Below are 20131 nucleotides of genomic sequence, written 5' to 3'. Positions count from 1 at the left end.
GAATTCGCCCCATCGCGGGCCATGGTTGCCATATTTTCGCGGAGGCGGGGGTGGAATGTGGCACATCTGCCGTACCGCGCGCAGTTGCATGGCGCCCGGCGCGGGCCTATGTGCGGGCGTGCGGGTGCGTTGCAAGCGAAAGGGCCGTCATGGCGAACCATCTTTATCAGGGGGACCTGCCGGACGGGCTCGATCTCGGCCCGGTCGTGGCCATCGACTGCGAGACCATGGGGCTCAACCCGCACCGGGACCGGCTCTGCGTCGTGCAGCTCTCGGGCGGCGACGGCGAGGCCCATCTCGTGCAGATCGCCCGTGGCCAGACCGAGGCGCCCAACCTCTGCCGCCTGCTCGAGGATCCGCAGGTGCTGAAGCTGTTCCATTTCGGGCGCTTCGACATCGCCGCCATGTTCCACACCTTCGGCGCGCTGGCAGCCCCGGTCTATTGCACGAAGATCGCCAGCCGTCTGGTGCGCACCTACACCGACCGCCACGGGCTGAAGAACCTCACCCACGAGCTGCTCGGCGTCGATATCTCGAAGCAGCAGCAGTCCAGCGACTGGGGCGCGGCGGAGCTGAAGCCGGCGCAGCTCGACTATGCGGCCTCGGACGTGCTGCACCTGCACCGTCTGCGCGCGGCGCTGGATGCGATGCTCGAGCGCGAGGGGCGCCGCGAGATCGCCCAGGCCTGCTTCGACTTCCTGCCGACGCGTGCCAGGCTCGACCTCGCGGGTTGGCCGGACACCGACATCTTCGCCCATGCCTGACCGATGGTGCAGCGCGGGGACACATATTCACGGCTGATCGCCTGGCTGAAGTTGCTGCTGCCGCTGGTGGCGCTGGCGTCGCTCTCGACGCTGTTCCTGCTGTCGCGCGGCTCGCAGACCTCGCAGGACCTGCCCTTCGCCGAGGGCAGCGTGCCGGATTCCGAGGTGGTCATGGCGCCGCAATATGCCGGAACCACCGCGCGCGGCGATGCGATCACCATGACCGCGCAGCGGCTGCGGCCCACCGGCACGCGCGAAGGCGAGCTGGAGGCGGACGCTTTCTCGGCCACCATGAACATGGCCGACGGCAGCCGCCTGACGCTGGATTCCGAGCTTGCGACGATCCGTGAGGAAGAGCAGGGCGCACTGCTGCAGAACGGCGTGCGGATCACCAGCTCCAACGGCTACGAGATGGTGACCGACCAGATGCGCACGGCGCTGGACCGGATCGAGGCCGAGACCCTCGCGCCGGTCAGCGGAGAAGGGCCGGCGGGCTCGTTCACCGCCGGGCGGCTCAAAATCACCTCTTCCGGCGAAGCGGATGACGTGCAACTGCTTTTCACCGATGGCGTGAAGCTGATATACGATCCGAAAAAGAAGTGAGCTGCTTATGGTCCGTATTGTCGCCTTGATGATAGCCCTGTGCGCCCTGACGGGCGTCGCCTCTGCCCAGGGCACGCAGGTGGCGTTCGGCGGCATGACGCAGGACACCAGCGCCCCTGTCGAGGTCACCGCAGACCAGCTCGAGGTGAACCAGTCCGACGGCACCGCGCTCTATACCGGCAACGTGGTGATCGGACAGGGCGAGATGCGTCTCGCCGCACCGCGCGTGCTCGTCGTCTATGCCGAGGGGCAGGACGGCGGCCAGGGACGGATCCAGCGCCTCGAGGCAACCGGCGGGGTGACCCTCGCCAGCGGCGAGGAGGCGGCCGAGGCCGAGCGGGCGGATTATGACATCGATGCCGGCACCGTCGTGATGACCGGCAATGTCCTGCTGACGCAGGGGGGCAATGCGCTCACCTCCGAGCGGATGGTGGTGAACCTCACCGACGGCACGGCGCAGATGGCCGGGCGGGTGAAGACGGTGATCAACCAGGGCGGCAGCGGGCAGGACCAGAACTGATGGCGCGTCCGCAGCTCACCGTCACCGAAGGCAGCCACGGCCTGCGGATCGATCACCTGCGCAAGAGCTATCGCAAGCGCACGGTCATCCGTGACGTATCGCTGAAGCTCGACCGCGGCGAGGTCGTCGCGCTGCTCGGCCCGAACGGCTGCGGCAAGACCACCACCTTCTATTCCATCGCCGGGCTGGTGAACCCCGAGGGCGGGCAGGTCACCATCGACGGGCGCGATGTGACCTACCTGCCGATGTACCGCCGGGCGCGGCTCGGCATCGGCTACCTGCCGCAGGAGAAGTCGATCTTCCGCGGCCTGTCGGTCGAGGACAATATCGCCGCGGTGCTCGACATCGCCGAGAGCGACCGCCACCGCCGCCGCGAGCGGCTGGAAGAGCTGCTCGGCAGCTTCTCGATCGAGCACCTGCGCCGTGCGCCCTCGCTGGCTCTGTCGGGCGGTGAGCGGCGCCGGGTCGAGATCGCCCGCTGCCTTGCGGCGAATCCCAAGTACCTGCTGCTCGACGAGCCCTTTGCCGGGGTCGATCCGATCAGCGTCGGCGACATTCGCCATCTCGTCGCCGATCTGAGGAAACGCGGCATCGGCGTGCTGATCACCGACCATAACGTTCGCGAGACGCTCGAGATCGTCGACCGGGCCTATATCCTGCACGACGGGCAGGTGCTGATGTCGGGGACACCGTCGGAAGTGGTGCAGAACGAAAATGTGCGCCGCGTTTACCTTGGTGAGAATTTCCGCATCAGCTGAAGCGATTCTCCGGGAGAATCCGCTTATGATGAGGTCACCTCCTTGCGACAGATCATTGACAAAACGGGGCTGGCTGACCTCAAATAAGGTCATGACGCACCGTTATTCTGCAGCTCCGGAACTCGCGTCCCCTGAGGAGAGGGACCCCCGGACCCATTCTGCAGCGGGCTTGCGTCACCCCTGATCCGCACCACATCTGAGGCAGCCCTAGGGCTGGATGCGATACGGATCCAAAGAGAGAAGGAACAAAGATGCGCTATCAGATCACGGGTAAGCAGATCGATATCGGCGATGCGCTCCAAACCCATGTCAGACAAGAGCTTGGCGAGGTTTTTGGGAAGTACTCCGGGCGCCCGACCGATGCGAATATCACCTTTTCCAAGAGTGCGCATGAATACGTCTGCGAGGTCACGGTTCACCTCTCGACGGGGCTGACCACCTCGGCGAAGGACAAGGCGACCGAGATCTACTCTGCCTTCGACGGCTGCGGCGAAAAGATCGACAAGCAGCTCCGCCGCTACAAGCGTCGGCTGAAGGACCACCACAAGGATCGCGTGGAGCCCGTTGAACTCCAGAACGCCGCCTCGTATATCCTCGCGCGCGAAGAGGACTCGCAGGACTACAACGAGCCCGACACGCTGCAGCCAATTATCGTGGCAGAGATGGAAACCTCTATTCCGTCGCTGACCGTGGGCGAAGCCGTGATGCAGATGGAACTGGCCGGGGCTCCCGTGCTGGTCTTCCGCAACGAGAAAAAGGATGGCGTGAACGTCGTGTATCGGCGTGACGACGGCAATATCGGCTGGATCGATCCGTAAGGGTCGTACACCCGCCGGTGGATCGGCGCCTTCGAGCAGACAGTAAAGGGCGGTCTATGACCTTTCTTGAACTCCTGAAACCGCAGGCCGTGAAGGTCGTCGCGGCGGCAAGCAGCAAGAAGCGGCTGATGCATGACATCGCCGAGCTGGCCGAATCCGCCTATGGCATTCACGCGGCCTCGGCCGTGGAGGCTCTTATGGAGCGCGAAAGCCTTGGTCCCACAGGCGTGGGCCATGGCGTGGCGCTTCCGCACGCGCGTATCCCCGGCGTCGACCAGGTGCACGGCGTGTTCATCCTGCTGGAGAAACCCGTCGAGTTCGAGGCGGTGGACCGGCAGCCGGTGGACATCGTCTTCGCCCTCTTCGCGCCGGAAGACGCGGGGGTGGAGCACCTGAAGGCGCTGGCACTTGTCTCGCGTTCGCTGCGGGACGCATCGCTTTGCACCAAGCTGCGGGCCAACCCGGACCCGTCGACGCTCTACGCCGTGCTGACCGAGGATCGCTCCTCGCAGGCGGCCTGACGTCAAACGACCGAAGACGTCAAACGACCGAAGATTTCAGAGAGAGCGGGCCGCAGGGTCCGCTCTCTTTGCGTGTGGGGCAGATTGGTGTGGGCCAGATCGCCTGTGCGGCAGGTCGGGTTCGGGTTCGGGGCCGGTCCGGGCTCAGCCCCAGTCACCGAATCCGAACATCAGGTAGTCACGCTGATAGGCCTCGCGGGCGAGTGCCTCCAGAGCGGCATCGTAGATGTCCGCCAGCGCATAGGGCGCGGCGTCCGGCTGCAGTTCCGGTTCAGGGGGTGCGGCATGGCCGACCTGCATCGCCAGCGCGGGCAGGTAGACGGCCATTTCCTCCTCGCGGACGATCATGTCGGGCAGGGTGAACTCCCCCATGCCCTGCAGGCTCTGCGCCTGCGAGGCCCAGTGCCCGTCGACCCGCACCGCCGTCTGGCCGGCAAGATTGGCCTTCAGGAAGATCAGGAAGGCGGCAAAGGCATCACGGTGCTGGGCGAGGCTGTAGTCGGGAGTGCCGCCAGGGGTGGGGGCGCCCTCGGGCAGCGGCACCCCATGGGCGCGGCGCAGGGTCTTGCGGATGCGGCCGTAGCTGCCGGGCCCGGTGGACAGGATGCGCGTACAGAAGGCCTCGTGGGCGCGGGCGAGGGGATGGCGGATCACCGTGAAGCTGCGGTGCCCGGGGCGCGCGCGTTTCCACTGCCGCAAGGATTTCTGGCTGAAATTGCCGGTGAGCGCCTCCTCCGTGACTCCGTCGAGGGCGCCGAGCCAGCGGCGCACGGCGCCCGTCGGGCCGGACTGGATCGGCATGTAGAGCAGAGGCGTCTCTGCAGCGGCGATGTAGGAGGGCACCACCGGGCCGCGGCGCGGCTCGAAATTGGGGGTGCGGGACAGGTTGAACCGGTCCAGGCGCGACAGTGCGTGCTCCATCTCCTCGGCATTCGCGACCTTCCGGGCCACCGGCTCGGGGTTCTGCCGCTTGAGCTTGCCGTCCAGCGTTTCCAGCCGGGCGGGGATGCCGAGCCACTTGGCCAGCCCGTTCATCACGTCGAGGCTCTGCAGGTCCTCGTAGGCGACGTAGAAGGCCGTCTGGCCGGTCACCTGAAGCGCGGTCATCAGCCGGACCTGGAAGTCCTGCAACCGCGCCAGATGCGCCTCGAATTCCGCGCCGTCGAATTCGGCCTGCGCGTCCTTGCGCTTGCTGACATTGGTCAGCTTCCACTGGCCGGTGGCCTGGGCGATCTTCCAGCTGACGTAGCTCTCCACCGGATTGCGGGTCAGCACGATCTTGGCAACGCGCGGATCGTCCAGCAGCGGCTGCAACACGCGCGGGTCGTGGTCGTGGAAGAAGCGGAAGCCGCCCATGCCCGGCGTCTCCTGTCGGATCACCTGCAGCAGGCTGAGCGGGTCGGCATCGCGCTCGGGCTGGGTCACGCTGAGGATGTCGCCGGAATTGGGATAGCCGATGAAATGCGGATTGAACGCCTCGCCGTGGCAGGTGACGCCTTCGAGTGCATTGAGATTGGCTTCGAGGAAATTCGAGCCGGTGCGCATTTCGGCGAACACAACGAAACTGTCGAAACGGTCGGACATGGAGACTCAGTTCTTCACGAGGTAGGGCTTGCGCGCGGGCGAGCTGCTGGGACGCAGCGTCGGCTCGACCGGGAAGTCGCCCATGAGGTAGGGGTGCATGCCCTGGTTCTTCAGGTTCTGCAGGAAGCGTCCGAAGCCGGTGAGGTCTTGGAGGACCGGCGCCTCGGCAAGGCGGTGCGGCTCCTTGAGGCCGATTTCGTCGAGGATCAGCTGCAGTGGCTCCATCGGCGCCTCGATGAATTCGGCCATGGTCCAGATGCGGATGCGTGCCTTGGCCTCGGGCGAGCGCAGCTCGTCGAGCAACAGGTGTTCGGCCTTCTGCAGGGCGGCGGCCTCGGCCCGGAGCGTGGCGAAATCGCCGCCCGCGCGGAACAACGGCACGGCCCAGGCGCCCGAGATGACGCTGATCTGCGCATTGGGATCGCGTGCCATATCCCACATGACCTCCGGCGCATCATGCGGCCCGAACTGGAAACACTGGCGGGTGCCGCGGGTGTTCCAGATCAGGTTGGTCAGAAAGGCCCGGTGGTTCCAGTCGCGCAGCGCGGGTTTGTCGGACAGGGCGCCGTTCAGCACGGGCTGGCCTTCGGCGAACTCGGCCCGTTCGGGGGCAAACAGGTGGCCGTGCACCTGCGCCCCGGTGGTGCGGGCGAGCCAGGGCTCGAAGTCCTCGAAAAGCTCCGAGAAGCCCTGGAACACCGAGTAGCGCCCGGCGGTCATGCCGTTCTCCCAGCCGAGGTTAGGGAAGCGCGACTGCATGTAGAGTCCGGCACGGCCCCGGGTCCGGCGGTCCACCGCCCTGGCGAAGACGCGGTCGATCTTGCCGGGGCTGGGCTCCTGCCGGTTCGCGGCGCTTTCCGGATGGTTCAGGAACGCCTCGTACAGTCGCTCCGCATGCGGCCATATCTTGCGCGCGACAAAGCAGTCGGAGCGGCGCAGCAGCTTCAGGTGGTCGTCGTAGAAGATGTGCGGCTTGCCCTGGAAGTCGAACTTCGACAGCGTCAACGACCGGCTCTCGATATTGCGCGAATGCAGCCGGGCGAGGGACTGGAAGTAGCTCTCGTCGGGAATCCAGACGCGGCGGAAGTAGCGCTCGTGCCGGCGGCGCTCCGGCGAGGTGAGGATCGCCGACAGCGTGTGCCGGGTCAGGCACCACCATTGGCTGCCCATGTGCGGCACCACGCCCCGGGGGATGCGGCGGCTCACGCGGAGCACGCGCTGCACCTCGACCAGCCGGTCGAAGAGATAGCGGTTCCGGCGCCAGGAGAAGGGGAAGTAGAGGGTGAAGCGCTCGTGGTCGAGCCCGCCCACGGTCCAGGGCACATCGGCGGTCGTGGCGCTTTCGATGAAGTCGGTGTGCGGCCGCGCGTCGAGGTAATCGATCAACTCCTCCACCGGGCGCAGCGGCAGGCAGGAGCCCGAGGTCAGGTAGATGTGCCGGACGTCGATGAAGCGCTCGAGCATCAGTTCGGCGGCATCCTGGCTGGCGGCGACCAGCCCCCATGTGCCCCAGTCGCAGCGATGGCGGCGCGAGAACAGCACCTGCGGCAGGTCAGACAGCGCGTCGGCGAAGGCGCCATAGGTCTTCTGCGAGACCTTCGCGTCGACGTGGATCACCACCGGGCAACCCGCCTTCGCCCAGTGCCGCGCCACCTGTTCGGCGCGGTCGAAGGCGGTGTGCACCAGCATGATGATCCCGACCGTCATGCCCAGTTTCCCTTGGACATGAGGCCGAGGATCTCGAGCTGGCGCCAGTTTATGTATTGCTCGGACCACTTGCACCAGAGGTCCGGATTGTCGCGGATGCCGCTCGCATAGGCGATGTATTCGGTCGATCCGGCGTAGTGCTGCTTGCGCGTCAGCTCCTCCTCGGCCTTGGCGTTGAAGGTGTCGAGGAACTTGGTGTGCAGCAGCAGGCCCGAGGCCTTCTCGCCCCCCCATTCGTCGTAGACCAGGTTGAGCCCGCGCGGCAGCAGCATGTGGGTGGAGCTGACGTAGGTGTAGCGGCGGTCCCATTTCACCAGCGGTATCTTGTTCAGCGCCGGGGCGCGCTCGGGCTGGTCGGGAAAGAACATGCGCGCCCGCGGTCCGCCCTGGATCCAGAGGTTGCCGAAGCGCCGGTTGCGTTTCACCGAGTAGTTGCCGGCATCGAACCACGCGGCGACCTCCAGCGGATCCTGCCCGGCGGTATAGGGCTGCGCGTCGAGCCGGCCCTTGGGGTACATGTCGAGCAGCATGGCCGAGAAGCTCTTGATCGACGAGGCGTCGAGCCAGTCGGTCAGCGCGCGCAGCGGGCGGGTGTCGCAGAACGGGTAGAGGAACAGCTCGTCGGGATCGACCACCAGCACCCAGTGGCCGTGTCCGTACCTGCGCAGCAGGTGGTTGATCCAGTCCATGCCGAAGCGCGACCGCTTGTAGCTGCCCCGCGTGTGCCAGACCGAGACGTCATCCTGCCGGGCGAGATAGTCGAGCGAGCCGTCGGTGCTGTCGTTGTCGACCATGACGAAGTGGTTGACGCCCATGTCGCGGTAGTACTTGAGGAACCATGGCAGGCGCACACCCTCGTTCCGGGCGGTGCAGAAGACGATGAGATCGGAGGGGCGGATGCGGTCGGTGCGGTCGGCGACGCAGCGCAGCTCACGCCGTTTGCGCGATGCCCGGATCAGCCACCGCTTGCGCTGCAGCCGAAGCCTGTATGACTGCAATGCACCCACAACACTTCCCTCGTTCGGGGCAGGGCCCCGGAACCGGCCCGGAGGCCGGATATCAGATCAGGGTTAACACGGCTTTGAAATGGGCGTCCCACGTTGGCGGGAGATACCCTGCCTGCGTGGTTCGCGCCGCGTCCGGTTGTGCCCGATACCCCTTGGCCATTTGCCTTATTCTTGCGGCCCAAAGATATCGGTCCGATTCGTCTGCGTAAATGGGTATATCGCCGAGCACCTCGCGCAGCACCGGAAGTGGCGCGGCGAGCACGGGCACGCCGAGCGCGGCGGCTTCGACCGGCGGAAGCCCGTAGCCTTCCGCATGGCTGGGAAAGAGCAGCCCGGCGCTCTTCGCGAGCAGCGCGGCGATCTGCGCATCGTCGAGGCCGGGCAGCTCGTGCACGTTTGGAATGCTCGCGTCGAGCGCGGCGAAGACCTCGGCATTGTTCCAGCCACGTGCGCCGCAGATCAGCAGATGTGCGGGCGGGGTCAGCTCGCGCCAGATATCCAGCAGCAGCGCGTGGTTCTTGCGTGGCTCGATGGTGCCGAGGATGACGAAATAGGGGTCTTTGGTCCACTGGCCTTCGGGCGCCGTGCCCGGGGCAGGGGGCGTGACGCCAAGATGCGCGACGAGCGTCTCGGGCAGAGCGTCCGGGCCAAGGTGCCGGGCCATGTCTGCGCGGGTCGCTTCGGAATTGCAGATGACCAGGTCGGCGTGCCTGCCCACCCGTCTCAGGAAGCCAGCAAAGCGCTGGGCGCTGCCCGCGCGCTGGTACTGCGGCCAGTCAAGCGGGATGGTGTCGTGCAGAAGGACGGCGATGCGGCTGCCCTCCACCCGACGGAGCGCGGTGATGACCTGCTCCGAGAAGTTCGAGTGGCCGGTGTTGAGGTAGACCGTCCCGGCGGGCAGGTGGCGGCGCAGCAAGGGGCCGAGCAATGCCGGGATGGCGCGGGCAAGGGCATTGGCGCGAAGCGCGGTCTCTGTGCCGGCCCTGTGGGGATCGCCGCGGCGGGCGAGGCGGCCCAGCAGGTCTGCTTCCGGCCAATCCTGCGCATCCATCTGTGCCTTCAGCGCGGCGCAGCCGGCACCGTCAAGAAGGAGGTAGCCCAGCGAGGTTTTCACCAGTCCGAAAAGCGGAACCGGCTCCTGCAGGAGCCGGTCCAGATAGGCGTATTCGACGCGGTCCACCCCGGTCCTCACCCGGCCTGCGCGGCTGACCAGCCGGGTCAGGTCGAGCAGCCGGGCAGGGGGCGAAGACTCAGTGATCGTAATGCCCATTTAGATGCCAGTTCCAGGCATCGGCGATCATCTTCGGCATGGTCGAGCGCGACGGCTCCCAGCCCAGCTCGGCCAGCGCACGGGTCGAGCCCGAGACCAGCTTCGTCGCATCGCCCGCACGGCGCGGCCCCTCGGAGTGCGGCACCTCGCGGTTGGTCACCGCGCGCGACGCGTCGATCACCTCGCGGACCGAGAAGCCTTTGCCGGTGCCGAGGTTGAACACCGAGGACGGCTTGCCCGCTTCGAGCCACTTGAGGCCCAGAACGTGCGCGTCCACGAGGTCCATGACGTGCACGTAGTCGCGGATGCAGGTGCCATCGGGCGTGTCGTAATCGGTGCCGTGGATGGTGAGCGCCGGGCGCTTGCCGTCGATCGCCTCGAGCATCACCGGGATCAGGTGCGTCTCGGGGCGGTGATGCTCGCCGACCTCGCCCTCGGGATCGGCGCCCGCGACATTGAAGTAGCGGAAGATCACGTGGTTCAGCCCGTCCGAGGCGGCGAAGTCGCGCAGGATGTTTTCCACCGCACGTTTCGAGGCGCCATAGGCGTTGAGCGGGATCTGCGGCGTCTCCTCGTCGAGCACGACGTTGTCATGCTCGCCGTAGGTGGCGCAGGTCGAGGAGAAGACGAAGTTCTTGCAGCCCGCGGCGCAGGCGGCCTCGATCAGCGTCAGCGAACCCTCGACGTTGTTGCGCCAGTAGAGCCCGGGCTGGGACATGGCTTCGCCGACCTGGCTGAGCGCGGCGAAATGCATCACCGCGACCGGCTGGTACTTGGCGAAGACCTCGTCGAGCCGCGCGCGGTCCGAGATGCTGCCCTTTTCGAAGGGGCCGAATTTCACCGCCTGTTCCCAGCCGGTGACGAGATTGTCGTAGGTGACGGGCGTGTAGCCCGCCGCTTTCAGGGCCTTGCAGGCGTGCGAGCCGATGTAGCCCGCACCGCCGGTAACCAGTACGTTTGTCATGAAGGGATCTGACGTGCCTTATTGCGCGGCTTTGCGCGAGGACATGACCTCGTGCAGGTAGCCTTCGAGGTCGTGGCGCAGCTCGTCGCGGCTGAGGCCGAAGGACACCGTGGCCTGCAGGAAGCCGGCTTTGGAGCCGCAGTCGAAGCGCTGGCCGTTGAAGCGGAAGCCGTAGACGCCCTCTTCGGTGCCGATCTGCTTGGCGATGGCGTCGGTCAACTGGATCTCGCCGCCGGCGCCGACCTGCTTGTCCTCGAGGTTCTGCAGGATCTGCGGCGACAGGATGTAACGGCCGATCACCGCGAGGTTCGACGGTGCTTCGCCGGCGGCGGGTTTCTCGACCATGCCCTTGACTGACACGAGCGAGCCCATGTCTTCCTGCACGTCGAGGATGCCGTAGGCCGAGGCCTTGTCGGCGGGCACTTCCATCGCGGCGACCATGTTGCCGCCCACTTCCTCGTAGGCTTCGACCATCTGCTGCAGGCAGGGCTTGTCGGCGGCGATCACGTCGTCGGGCAGCATCACCGCGAAGGGCTCGTTGCCGATCAGGCGCCGCGCGCACCAGATCGCGTGGCCGAGGCCGAGCGCCTTGTGCTGGCGGATGTAGGCGATCTCGCCGGAGTCCATGTTGGTGTCCTGCAGGGTCTTCAGCAGCTTGTCCTTGCCCTTCGCCTCAAGCTCACGCTCCAGTTGCGGGGCGTGGTCGAAATAATCCTCGAGCGCGCCCTTGCCGCGCGAGGTGACGAAGATGAATTCCTTGATGCCGGCAGCGCGCGCCTCGTCGATGGCGTATTGCACCAGCGGGCGGTCAACCAGCGTCATGATTTCCTTGGGGACCGACTTGGTGGCGGGGAGAAATCGGGTGCCGAGGCCGGCGACAGGAAAAATCGCTTTGGTAACCTTGCGGGACATGGGAGGTGCTCCTGGAACTATTTTCTGGGCCTGACGCCACAGAGTGAATCAATTAATCAACAGCATATTGCCGCAACAGCGTAAAAGTAAATCTAGCGTCTATGGAAGTCCAAACCGGCGGATTTCCCCCGGACGTTTTCGGTGCGCGAGATTTCTTTGCCGACGCGGTCCCGAAAACGCCAGAAATTCAGCAATTTGCCTGTGCGTATGCTGCGCCCGTAAAGGCCGCCCGTCTGTTCCCAAAAGCCGTCCGGGTGGAAGCGCAGGCGGTGGAATATGGCCGTCCGCGAAAGCCGATAGATTGTGACGATTTTGCCACCTTCTGCGTGTTGTTTCGCCTTCTTCCGCAGGGCTTCGCGTTGCAGCGGTCTGCCTGACAGGGTGATGCGCGGCGCGGCGGGGCGACCCGGATGCGGAAGGTAAGGCGACACCGCGGCGCCGAGCGGTGTGAGGGGCGCGCGCGGGGCGCGCTCGGCGCCCTGTTGCCAGCCCCGGTCCAGCCCGCTTAGCAGCCGCACCACGTCGTCCGCGCCCAGGGGGCCGCGTTGCAGGTACCGCAGCAGGCGCGTGCGCTGCTCCGCGCGGAGCCTTGCCCATGCGCCGCCGCGATCCGCTTCCGGGCAATGCCGGTCGAGGAAGCCGCGGATCGAGGCGCCGATCTCGGTGAGGTCGCGCGGGCTCCGGTCAGCGCCACGGCGGTCGCTTTCGGCATAACCGTGGTGGACCTCGGCCAGCGGTGCGATGGCGACGCGGTGTCCTGCCGCGGCGTGGCGCAGGTCGAGATCGGTTTCGTCGAGGTAGAAGCGGAAGGCCGGATCGAAGCCGCCCATCTTTGCCAGCACCTCGCGCCTGTGCGCCATGTTGGTGCCCTGCAGCTTGGGCGCCTCGCCCGGCGGCAGCTCGGGCAGATGCGGGCCGGGCGCATGCAGATCGAGCGCGCGTTCTTGCAGGTGCGCTGTCACGGAACGGGCGCGCCATTGATACGAGATGCCATTGCGACCGCGCACGAAGCCGCCCGCCGCCGCGACCTGCGGATCGGCAAAGGGCGCGCAGAGGTGGTGCAGCCAGAGCGGCTCGGGCACCGCATCGTCGTCGATGAAGGCGACGATGTCCCCCGCCGCCTGCGCGATGCCGAGATTGCGGGCGGCGGAGATGTTCGGCTCGTCGAAACGGACAAGCTTGATGTGTTGCCGGTCGGGCCGCGCCGCGACGGCGGCGGCCCCGGCGGGGCAGGCGACCACCACCACCTCGAAGGCGGGGTGATCGAGCTGCGCCACGCCGGTCAGGCAGAGATCGAGCGCCGCGGGACGTCCGCGGCTGACGATGACCACGCTGACCGGCAGGGCGGTCATGCCGGTCTCAGGCCTCTTTCAGCGCGACGTCGGGCGAGTAGGCGATGAAGAAGGGGTTGGCGAAGCCGGGCTTGCCGTAGGCCAGCGGCGTGTGGTCGTCGAAGCGCACGACGCGGCCGCCCGCGCCCTGCAGCACGGCCTGGCCGGCGGCGGTGTCCCATTCCATGGTGCGGCCGAGGCGCGGATAGATGTCCGCCTCGCCGGTGGCCACCAGGCAGAACTTCAGCGAGGAGCCGGCGCTCTTCATGTCGGCAGTGCTGTACTTGTTGATGTAGTCGTCCGTGGCCTGGTCGCGGTGCGATTTCGAGGCCACCACCAGCAACGCGGAATTGTCGGGGGTGGAGACCTTGATCGGCTTGGTCTCGCCCGGGGTCTCCTTGTCGAAGGGCCCCATTTCCTCGACCGAGTTGCCGACGCTGTCGGTGTAGAACATGCGGTCCTTGGCCGGAGCGTAGACCACGCCGAAGGTCGGCACGCCGTCCTCGACCAGCGCGATGTTCACGGTGAAATCGCCGCGGCGGTTGACGAATTCCTTGGTGCCGTCGAGCGGGTCGACGATGAGGAAGGTCATCGCCTCGACGTCATGGCTGTCGGCCTGCTCCTCGGTGACCAGCGGCATCTCGGGGAAGGCTTCGCGCAGGCCGGCCGAGATCAGCGCATCGGCGGCTTCGTCGGCTTCGGTCACCGGGCTGGCGTCGGACTTGGACTTCACTTCAAAATCGTCGGAATTGTAAATTTCCATGATCTTGTCCCCCGCTTCGAGTGCGAGACGTCGGATCACGGCAACAAGGTTCTCATAATTCAATGCAGTACTCCCTTCCGCGGCGCGGATTTATTGCTTTGAAAGCCTGGGACTCTTATGCTGCGCTGCGTCAAGATGGGCAAGCAGACCCGTCTTTTTATGCGTGTACCGGAGCAGTGTTGCCATGTTTCAGACCTCGAAGCCGCGGTCCCGGCTGGGTTCGGCCCTCTACATTGGCGAACTGATCTACCACAATTCGGTGCGCGCGGTGCGCAAGAGCCATGGCAATGCCTTCATGGCGATCTTCATGAACATGCTGCAGACGATCATCTTCGTGCTCGCCTTCTACTTCATGTTCCAGATCCTCGGACTGCGCGGCACGGCGATCCGCGGCGACTTCATGATCTACATCATGACCGGCGTCTTTCTCTACATGACCCATTCCAAGACCCTGGGAGCGGTCGCGAGTTCCGAGGGGCCGGCGAGCCCGATGATGCAGCACGCGCCGATGAACACCGCCATCGCCATTGCCTCGGCCATGCTCTCGACGCTCTACATCCAGGTGCTGTCGCTCTTCGCGATCCTCTTCGTCTACGACGTGGCCTTCAATCCCTTCGTGATGAGCGAAATCCACGATCCCATCGGCGCGCTCGGCATGCTGTTGCTGTCGTGGTTCTCCGGCGCGGCGATCGGCATGGTCTTTCTTGCGGCGAAGCCGTGGTTCCCGACGCCGGTGTCGATCCTCACCACGGTCTACCAGCGCGCCAACATGATCGCCTCGGGCAAGATGTTCGTCGCGAACTCGCTGACGCCGGGGATGCTGGCGATCTTCGACTGGAACCCGCTGTTTCACACCATCGACCAGTCGCGCGGCTATGCTTTCGCCAACTACTTCCCGCGCAATTCCAGCTGGGAATACGCGCTGTGGGTGTCGATCGTGCTGCTGATGATCGGGCTGATGGGCGAATTCTACACCCGCAAGCACGCCTCGGCCTCCTGGTCGGCGCGCCGCTAGGCGCTTTCCCCCCGCGGCGCTGGACGCAGCATGCCGGTCTGCGCCATGATGGAGCGCGACCGACCCGGGGAGGTGCCTTGATGAGATACCTGGTTACGCTTGCCATTTTCGCGCTCGCGACACCCGTCGCGGCGCAGGACCTGCCTGCCTTCTATGCGGTGTCCGGTGTTGCGGCGGATGACGTGCTGAACATCCGCGCGGCCCCGGACCCCGAGGCAACGCGGCTCGGCTCGCTCACGCCCTCGGCGCGCGGCGTGGAGGTCAGCGCGCTGAACGACGACGGGACATGGGGGCGTATCCCAATGGGGGAGGGCGTCGGCTGGGTCTCGATGGCCTACCTCGCACCCGAAGACAACGGCGGCCTGCCGCAGGTCGAGGGGCTGCGCTGCTTCGGCACCGAGCCGTTCTGGAGCTATGAGGTCCGGCAGGGCGAGGCGGCCACCGTGACCACCCCCGACGATCCCGAGGAGGTCCTGCTCGCGGGGGGGTTCGAGACCGCCAGCGGCCAGCGCTGGCCGTTCAGTTCCGTCGCCGGGGCCGATCACCTGCAGGCGGTGCTGGTGGCCAGCCCGGAGGCGCAGTGCAGCGACGGCATGTCCGACCGGCTCTACGGGCTCTCGGCGACGCTTGTGCTGACGGGCCGCATCAGCCGCACGCTTTCGGGCTGCTGCGAGTTGACGCGCTGAGCTTCAGGTGACCACGCGCAGGGTGAGATTGATCCGCCCGCCCTGCGGCAGCAGCGTCGAGGAGCCGAAGCGGATGCGGTCGATGCCGTGGTGCTTTAACCGCGCGTCGCCGCCCATCACCACCACGTCGCCGGACTTCAGCCAGATCGACTCGGTCTTGCCGCCGCGCTCCGCGTTGCCCATGCGAAAGAGCCCCTCGTCGCCGAGCGAGACAGAGACCACGGGGCAGGAGAAATCCGCCTCGTCCTTGTCCTGGTGCAGACCCATGCGGGCGCCCTCGCCGTACCAGTTGATCAGGCAGCATTCGGGCTCGCGCGTCGCGCCGGAGACCGCGCGCCAGATCGCCAGCACCTCCTCGGGAATCGGTGGCCAGTCCATCCCGCCGGGATGGCGCGGCTCGTAGCGGTAGCCGCGGCGGTCGGTGACCCAGCCGAAGCGCCCCGCCGCGCTCATCCGCACCGACATCTTCTGTCCACGCGGCGTGACCGGCTGGTAGAGCGGCGCATTGCGCAGCAGATCGCGCAGCACGTTCACGAGCGCCTCCTGCGCGGGACGGTCGAGGAAACCCGGGAAGAACCGGAAGCCGCGAATGTCGAGAGGAGGGCTCATGGCCTTCTTCTGTGGCATTCCGTGGCGGCTTGCAAAGAAATTCCCCCCAAATGCAGGCAAAGCCCCGCCATGGCCGCTTGCAGGGCTCAAACCCCCTCCTTATATACCCTCCGAACGCCGCGAGGCCCCCGCCGGACGGCTTCTTTGAACAAGCGGGGCTGGATGCCGTAACGGGTCCGCATGCCTCGCGTCATCGCCTTGAATTGGAAAGGGATCGAATCATGGGCAAAGTGATCGGTATCGACCTCGGCACCACGAACTCCTGCGTCGCCATCATGGACGGCAGCCAGGCTCGCGTGATTGAAAACGCCGAAGGTGCACGCACCACCCCCTCGATCGTCGCATTCACCGACGACGAGCGTCTCGTCGGCCAGCCCGCCAAGCGGCAGGCCGTGACCAACCCCGAAGCCACCATCTTCGCCGTCAAGCGTCTGATCGGTCGCCGCACCACCGATGCGGAAGTGACCAAGGACCAGAAGATCGTCCCCTACAACATCGTGGACGGCGGCAATGGCGACGCCTGGGTTGAAGCCCGTGGCGAGAAATACTCGCCGTCGCAAATCTCTGCCTTCATCCTCGGCAAGATGAAGGAAACCGCCGAGAGCTACCTCGGCGAAGAAGTGACCCAGGCCGTCATCACGGTGCCTGCGTACTTCAACGACGCCCAGCGTCAGGCCACCAAGGACGCCGGCAAGATCGCCGGTCTCGAGGTGCTGCGCATCATCAACGAGCCGACCGCGGCTGCGCTGGCCTATGGCCTCGACAAGAAAGAATCCAAGACCATCGCGGTCTACGACCTCGGCGGCGGCACCTTCGACGTGACCATCCTCGAGATCGACGATGGCCTGTTCGAAGTGAAATCCACCAACGGCGACACGTTCCTCGGCGGTGAAGACTTCGACATGCGGATCGTCAACTACCTGGCGGACGAGTTCAAGAAAGAGCACCAGGTCGACCTGACCAAGGACAAGATGGCCCTGCAGCGTCTCAAGGAAGCTGCCGAGAAGGCCAAGATCGAGTTGTCGAGCTCGAGCCAGACCGAGATCAACCAGCCGTTCATCTCGATGGGCTCGAACGGTCAGCCGCTGCACATGGTGATGAAGCTGACCCGCGCCAAGCTGGAAAGCCTCGTTGGCGACCTGATTAAGAACTCGATCAAGCCCTGCCAGGCCGCCCTGAAGGACGCCGGCATCTCCAAGGACGAGATCGACGAGGTGGTCCTGGTCGGCGGTCAGACCCGCATGCCGAAGGTCATCGAAGAGGTGACCAAGTTCTTCGGCAAGGAGCCGCACAAGGGTGTGAACCCGGACGAAGTGGTCGCCATGGGCGCCGCGATCCAGGCCGGCGTTCTGCAGGGTGACGTGAAGGACGTGGTCCTGCTCGACGTGACCCCGCTGTCGCTGGGCATCGAGACGCTGGGTGGCGTGTTCACCCGCCTGATCGACCGCAACACCACGATCCCGACCAAGAAGTCGCAGATCTTCTCCACCGCCGAGGACAACCAGGGCGCCGTGACGATCCGTGTCTTCCAGGGTGAGCGCGAGATGGCGGCCGACAACAAGCTGCTCGGCCAGTTCAACCTCGAGAACATCCCGCCGGCACCGCGCGGCATGCCGCAGATCGAGGTGACCTTCGACATCGACGCCAACGGCATCGTCTCCGTGTCGGCCAAGGACAAGGGCACCGGCAAGGAACAGAAGATCACCATCCAGGCATCGGGTGGCCTCACCGACGAGGACATCGAGCGCATGGTCAAGGACGCCGAGGAGAACGCCGAGGCGGACGGCAAGCGCAAGGAGCTGGTCGAGGCCCGCAACCAGGCGGAAAGCCTCATCCACTCGACCGAGAAGTCGATCGAGGATCATGGCGACAAGGTCGACCCGTCGACCATCGAAGCCATCGAGCTGGCCGTGGCCGCGCTCAAGGATGACCTCGAGAAGGATGACGTCACCGGCGAGAAGCTGAAGGCCGGCATCCAGAACGTCACCGAAGTGGCGATGCGTCTCGGCGAGGCGATCTACAAGGCGCAGGCCGAAGCGGGCGATTCCGCTCCCGAGGCCGATGCCGACGACGCCGGCGACAAGTCGGGCCCGTCGGATGACGACAACATCGTGGATGCGGACTTCGAGGACCTCGACGACCGCAAGCGCAGCTAAGCCATAGCGGAACCAGACGGGGGCCGGTCCGGATGCCGGACCGGCCCTTTTCTGTTCCGGGCCAAGGAGGGCATGTATGTCCAAGCGTGACTATTACGAGCTGCTCGGCGTCGCCAAAGGGGCCTCCGCGGACGAGATCAAGAAGGGCTATCGCAAGAAGGCGAAGGAACTTCACCCCGACCGGAACGCGGACAACCCTGACGCGGAAGCTCAGTTCAAGGAAGTGAACGAGGCCTACGAGGTTCTCAAGGACGCCGAGAAGAAGGCCGCCTACGACCGCTTCGGCCACGCCGCCTTCGAGGGCGGCGTGGGCGGCGGCGGCGGACGTCCCGGCGGCGGTTTCGGCCAGCAGGGCGATTTCGCCTCGGCCTTCTCCGACGTGTTCGACGATCTCTTCGGCGACTTCATGGGCGGGGGCCGCGGTGGCGGCGGACGCCAGCGTGCGGCGCGCGGCGCCGACCTGCGCTACAACCTGCGCGTGACGCTGGAGGACGCCTACGGCGGCCTGCAGAAGACCATCAACGTGCCGACTTCGGTGCAATGCGGCGAGTGCAACGGCTCGGGCGCGGAGGGCGGCGCGGAGCCGGTCACCTGCCCGACCTGCTCGGGCATGGGCAAGGTCCGCGCAACGCAGGGCTTCTTCACTGTCGAGCGCACCTGTCCGACCTGCTCGGGTCTCGGCCAGATCATCAAGAACCCCTGTTCCTCCTGTGGCGGCCAGGGCCGCGTGCAGAAGGAGCGCTCGCTGTCGGTGAACATCCCGGCGGGCGTCGAGACCGGCACCCGCATCCGTCTGGCCGGTGAAGGCGAGGCGGGGATGCGCGGCGGGCCTCCGGGCGATCTCTACATCTTCATCGAGGTGAAGAAGCACGGGATCTTCGAGCGCGAGGGCACCGAGTTGCATTGCCGCGTGCCGGTGTCGATGACCACCGCTGCGCTTGGCGGCGACATCGAAGTGCCGACGATCGACGGCGGCCGCAGCCGGGTGAAGATTCCCGCGGGCAGCCAGTCGGGCCGGCAGATGCGCCTGCGCGGCAAGGGCATGCCCGCGCTGCGCGGCGGCCCGGCCGGTGACATGTTCATCGAGCTGGCGGTCGAAACCCCGGTGAACCTCACCTCGCGCCAGAAGGAGCTTCTGCGTGAGTTCGAGGACCAGTCCGAGGACAACAATCCCGAGTCGAAGAGCTTCTTCTCTTCGGTGAAAGGGTTCTGGGACTCGATGAAGGGCTGATCGGCCCCACCGTAGTAACCGGAGGCGGCGCGGGGTATCCCGCGCCGTTTTCTTTTGCGGCAGGGGCAAGCTTTCGGGGGCCATCGCGTGCGGCGTCCGAGGTGGCTTAACGCTTCTCTAACTGCACGTCCGCCACCCTGGGGCGATGAGCCCGCCCCGCCATTTCTCCGACACCCAGCCCTCGCTCTTCGCGGGGGAAGAGGCGTTGCCGCGCCCCGCACCGGTCGGCCGGACGCTGCCGTCCTACATCCGCGACCATCGTAAACGCCTCCGGGACCGGTTCCTCACCGGCGGCGCCGATGCGGTGCCCGACTACGAGCTACTCGAACTGCTGCTGTTCCGGGCGATCCCCCGGCAGGACATGAAGCCGCTCGCCCGCCGCCTTCTCGATCATTTCGGCGATTTCAACGCCGTGGTCTCGGCCTCGCCCGCCCGGCTGCGCGACGTGGACGGGGTCGGCGATGCGGTGGTGACCGAGCTGAAGATCGTCGAGGCCGCGGCGCACCGGCTGGCCCGCAGCCGGGTGCTGCAGCGGCAGGTGGTCAGCTCGTGGGAGGCGTTGCTGGACTATTGCCAGACCGCCATGGCGCACCGCGATACCGAACAGTTCCGCATCCTGTTCCTCGACCGCAAAAACGTGCTGATTGCCGACGAGCCGCAGGCGCGGGGCACGGTGGATCACGTGCCGGTCTACCCGCGCGAGGTGGTGAAACGGGCGCTGGAGCTGAACGCCAGCGCGCTCATCCTCGTGCACAACCACCCCTCGGGCGACCCCACCCCCAGCGGCGCCGACATCGAGATGACCGCGCAGGTCCAGGCCGCGGCGGAAGCCCTGGGCATCACCCTGCACGACCATCTGGTGATCGGCCGGTCGCGCGAGCTGAGCTTCCGGGCCGAGGGGCTGCTCTGAGC

General features: G+C 66.2%; 20 protein-coding genes. 11 read left to right on the top strand and 9 right to left on the bottom strand.

The genetic code is table 11. From position 1 onward, the window contains the following. Nucleotides 1-149 precede the first annotated feature (149 nt). From LC039_RS13020 to LC039_RS12995, 6 genes are all read left to right on the top strand, one after another. Nucleotides 150-764: a ribonuclease D gene (locus tag LC039_RS13020; RefSeq protein WP_226624862.1), complete on the top strand. Its 615-nt coding sequence runs from the start codon at nt 150-152 to the stop codon at nt 762-764. A gap of 3 nt (nt 765-767) precedes the next feature. Then, nucleotides 768-1367 carry an LPS export ABC transporter periplasmic protein LptC gene (lptC, locus tag LC039_RS13015; RefSeq protein WP_226624861.1) on the top strand — a complete coding sequence of 200 codons (600 nt, stop codon included), beginning with the start codon at nt 768-770 and terminating at the stop codon, nt 1365-1367. A 7-nt stretch (nt 1368-1374) separates the two neighbouring features. Continuing rightward, nucleotides 1375-1887: a lipopolysaccharide transport periplasmic protein LptA gene (gene lptA / locus LC039_RS13010; protein ID WP_413463839.1), complete on the top strand. Its 513-nt coding sequence runs from the start codon at nt 1375-1377 to the stop codon at nt 1885-1887. Beyond that, nucleotides 1887-2645 (top strand): LPS export ABC transporter ATP-binding protein, encoded by a 759-nt coding sequence (gene lptB, locus LC039_RS13005; protein ID WP_226624857.1) that lies wholly within the window; start codon nt 1887-1889, stop codon nt 2643-2645. Before lptA ends, lptB begins: the two co-directional genes overlap by 1 nt. A gap of 251 nt (nt 2646-2896) precedes the next feature. Continuing rightward, entirely contained in the window at nt 2897-3463 is a 567-nt protein-coding gene (gene hpf, locus LC039_RS13000) for a ribosome hibernation-promoting factor, HPF/YfiA family (protein ID WP_226624855.1), read from the top strand. Between the two features lie 56 nt (nt 3464-3519). After that, nucleotides 3520-3984 (top strand): PTS sugar transporter subunit IIA, encoded by a 465-nt coding sequence (locus LC039_RS12995; protein WP_226624846.1) that lies wholly within the window; start codon nt 3520-3522, stop codon nt 3982-3984. Between the two features lie 144 nt (nt 3985-4128). On the opposite strand, the gene LC039_RS12990 is transcribed toward LC039_RS12995, so the two are convergent. From LC039_RS12990 to cysQ, 8 genes are all read right to left on the bottom strand, one after another. Next, nucleotides 4129-5568, bottom strand: coding sequence for a nodulation protein NodH (locus tag LC039_RS12990; protein WP_226624844.1), 1440 nt, complete (start codon nt 5566-5568; stop codon nt 4129-4131). Between the two features lie 6 nt (nt 5569-5574). Beyond that, nucleotides 5575-7275, bottom strand: a complete 1701-nt coding sequence (locus LC039_RS12985) for a beta-1,6-N-acetylglucosaminyltransferase (RefSeq protein WP_226624842.1) — start codon at nt 7273-7275, stop codon at nt 5575-5577. Further along, nucleotides 7272-8282: a glycosyltransferase family 2 protein gene (locus LC039_RS12980; RefSeq protein ID WP_226624840.1), complete on the bottom strand. Its 1011-nt coding sequence runs from the start codon at nt 8280-8282 to the stop codon at nt 7272-7274. The genes LC039_RS12985 and LC039_RS12980 overlap by 4 nt, the downstream gene beginning before the upstream one ends. A gap of 52 nt (nt 8283-8334) precedes the next feature. After that, nucleotides 8335-9552: a glycosyltransferase family 4 protein gene (locus tag LC039_RS12975; protein WP_226624838.1), complete on the bottom strand. Its 1218-nt coding sequence runs from the start codon at nt 9550-9552 to the stop codon at nt 8335-8337. Next, nucleotides 9533-10516, bottom strand: a complete 984-nt coding sequence (gene galE, locus LC039_RS12970; protein WP_226624836.1) for a UDP-glucose 4-epimerase GalE — start codon at nt 10514-10516, stop codon at nt 9533-9535. Before galE ends, LC039_RS12975 begins: the two co-directional genes overlap by 20 nt. 18 nt (nt 10517-10534) lie before the next feature. Further along, complete coding sequence (galU, locus tag LC039_RS12965; RefSeq protein WP_226624834.1) at nt 10535-11428, bottom strand: UTP--glucose-1-phosphate uridylyltransferase GalU; 894 nt, start codon at nt 11426-11428, stop codon at nt 10535-10537. Nucleotides 11429-11520: 92 nt separating this feature from the next. After that, the gene (locus LC039_RS12960; protein ID WP_226624833.1) at nt 11521-12780 is read right to left on the bottom strand and encodes a glycosyltransferase family 2 protein; all 1260 of its coding nucleotides are present in this window, start codon (nt 12778-12780) and stop codon (nt 11521-11523) included. A gap of 7 nt (nt 12781-12787) precedes the next feature. Continuing rightward, nucleotides 12788-13585, bottom strand: coding sequence for a 3'(2'),5'-bisphosphate nucleotidase CysQ (gene cysQ / locus LC039_RS12955; RefSeq protein ID WP_226624832.1), 798 nt, complete (start codon nt 13583-13585; stop codon nt 12788-12790). Nucleotides 13586-13706: 121 nt separating this feature from the next. On the opposite strand from cysQ, the gene LC039_RS12950 reads away from it, so the two are divergent. Then, the gene (locus tag LC039_RS12950) at nt 13707-14537 is read left to right on the top strand and encodes an ABC transporter permease (RefSeq protein WP_226624831.1); all 831 of its coding nucleotides are present in this window, start codon (nt 13707-13709) and stop codon (nt 14535-14537) included. 80 nt (nt 14538-14617) lie between these two features. Beyond that, entirely contained in the window at nt 14618-15223 is a 606-nt protein-coding gene (locus LC039_RS12945; protein WP_226624830.1) for a COG3650 family protein, read from the top strand. A gap of 3 nt (nt 15224-15226) precedes the next feature. Here the strand turns inward: LC039_RS12945 and LC039_RS12940 are convergent, their stop codons facing one another. After that, nucleotides 15227-15850 carry an alpha-ketoglutarate-dependent dioxygenase AlkB family protein gene (locus LC039_RS12940; protein ID WP_413463838.1) on the bottom strand — a complete coding sequence of 208 codons (624 nt, stop codon included), beginning with the start codon at nt 15848-15850 and terminating at the stop codon, nt 15227-15229. Between the two features lie 203 nt (nt 15851-16053). Between LC039_RS12940 and dnaK the strand changes: the two genes are divergently transcribed. From dnaK to radC, 3 genes are all read left to right on the top strand, one after another. Further along, nucleotides 16054-17988, top strand: coding sequence for a molecular chaperone DnaK (dnaK, locus tag LC039_RS12935; RefSeq protein WP_226624828.1), 1935 nt, complete (start codon nt 16054-16056; stop codon nt 17986-17988). A gap of 76 nt (nt 17989-18064) precedes the next feature. Next, nucleotides 18065-19219 (top strand): molecular chaperone DnaJ, encoded by a 1155-nt coding sequence (gene dnaJ / locus LC039_RS12930; RefSeq protein WP_226624827.1) that lies wholly within the window; start codon nt 18065-18067, stop codon nt 19217-19219. A 145-nt stretch (nt 19220-19364) separates the two neighbouring features. Next, nucleotides 19365-20129: a RadC family protein gene (radC, locus tag LC039_RS12925; RefSeq protein ID WP_226624826.1), complete on the top strand. Its 765-nt coding sequence runs from the start codon at nt 19365-19367 to the stop codon at nt 20127-20129. The last annotated feature ends 2 nt before the right edge of the window (nt 20130-20131 follow it).

The organism is Alloyangia pacifica, assembly GCF_020524285.1.
In the GTDB taxonomy this organism is placed as follows: Bacteria; Pseudomonadota; Alphaproteobacteria; order Rhodobacterales; family Rhodobacteraceae; genus Salipiger; species Salipiger pacificus_B.
Note: the sequence above shows the minus strand (reverse complement) of the source record. Positions and strands in the feature narration are given on the sequence as shown.

Excerpts from the sequence above, each read along its gene's own strand:
- LC039_RS13020 (WP_226624862.1), top strand. The coding sequence starts at position 150 with ATGGCGAACCATCTTTATCAGGGGGACCTGCCGGACGGGCTCGATCTC.
- lptC (WP_226624861.1), top strand. The coding sequence starts at position 768 with ATGGTGCAGCGCGGGGACACATATTCACGGCTGATCGCCTGGCTGAAG.
- lptA (WP_413463839.1), top strand. The coding sequence starts at position 1,375 with ATGGTCCGTATTGTCGCCTTGATGATAGCCCTGTGCGCCCTGACGGGC.
- lptB (WP_226624857.1), top strand. The coding sequence starts at position 1,887 with ATGGCGCGTCCGCAGCTCACCGTCACCGAAGGCAGCCACGGCCTGCGG.
- hpf (WP_226624855.1), top strand. The coding sequence starts at position 2,897 with ATGCGCTATCAGATCACGGGTAAGCAGATCGATATCGGCGATGCGCTC.
- LC039_RS12995 (WP_226624846.1), top strand. The coding sequence starts at position 3,520 with ATGACCTTTCTTGAACTCCTGAAACCGCAGGCCGTGAAGGTCGTCGCG.
- LC039_RS12990 (WP_226624844.1), bottom strand. The coding sequence starts at position 5,568 with ATGTCCGACCGTTTCGACAGTTTCGTTGTGTTCGCCGAAATGCGCACC.
- LC039_RS12985 (WP_226624842.1), bottom strand. The coding sequence starts at position 7,275 with ATGACGGTCGGGATCATCATGCTGGTGCACACCGCCTTCGACCGCGCC.
- LC039_RS12975 (WP_226624838.1), bottom strand. The coding sequence starts at position 9,552 with ATGGGCATTACGATCACTGAGTCTTCGCCCCCTGCCCGGCTGCTCGAC.
- galE (WP_226624836.1), bottom strand. The coding sequence starts at position 10,516 with ATGACAAACGTACTGGTTACCGGCGGTGCGGGCTACATCGGCTCGCAC.
- galU (WP_226624834.1), bottom strand. The coding sequence starts at position 11,428 with ATGTCCCGCAAGGTTACCAAAGCGATTTTTCCTGTCGCCGGCCTCGGC.
- LC039_RS12960 (WP_226624833.1), bottom strand. The coding sequence starts at position 12,780 with ATGACCGCCCTGCCGGTCAGCGTGGTCATCGTCAGCCGCGGACGTCCC.
- LC039_RS12950 (WP_226624831.1), top strand. The coding sequence starts at position 13,707 with ATGTTTCAGACCTCGAAGCCGCGGTCCCGGCTGGGTTCGGCCCTCTAC.
- LC039_RS12945 (WP_226624830.1), top strand. The coding sequence starts at position 14,618 with ATGAGATACCTGGTTACGCTTGCCATTTTCGCGCTCGCGACACCCGTC.
- LC039_RS12940 (WP_413463838.1), bottom strand. The coding sequence starts at position 15,850 with ATGCCACAGAAGAAGGCCATGAGCCCTCCTCTCGACATTCGCGGCTTC.
- dnaK (WP_226624828.1), top strand. The coding sequence starts at position 16,054 with ATGGGCAAAGTGATCGGTATCGACCTCGGCACCACGAACTCCTGCGTC.
- dnaJ (WP_226624827.1), top strand. The coding sequence starts at position 18,065 with ATGTCCAAGCGTGACTATTACGAGCTGCTCGGCGTCGCCAAAGGGGCC.
- radC (WP_226624826.1), top strand. The coding sequence starts at position 19,365 with ATGAGCCCGCCCCGCCATTTCTCCGACACCCAGCCCTCGCTCTTCGCG.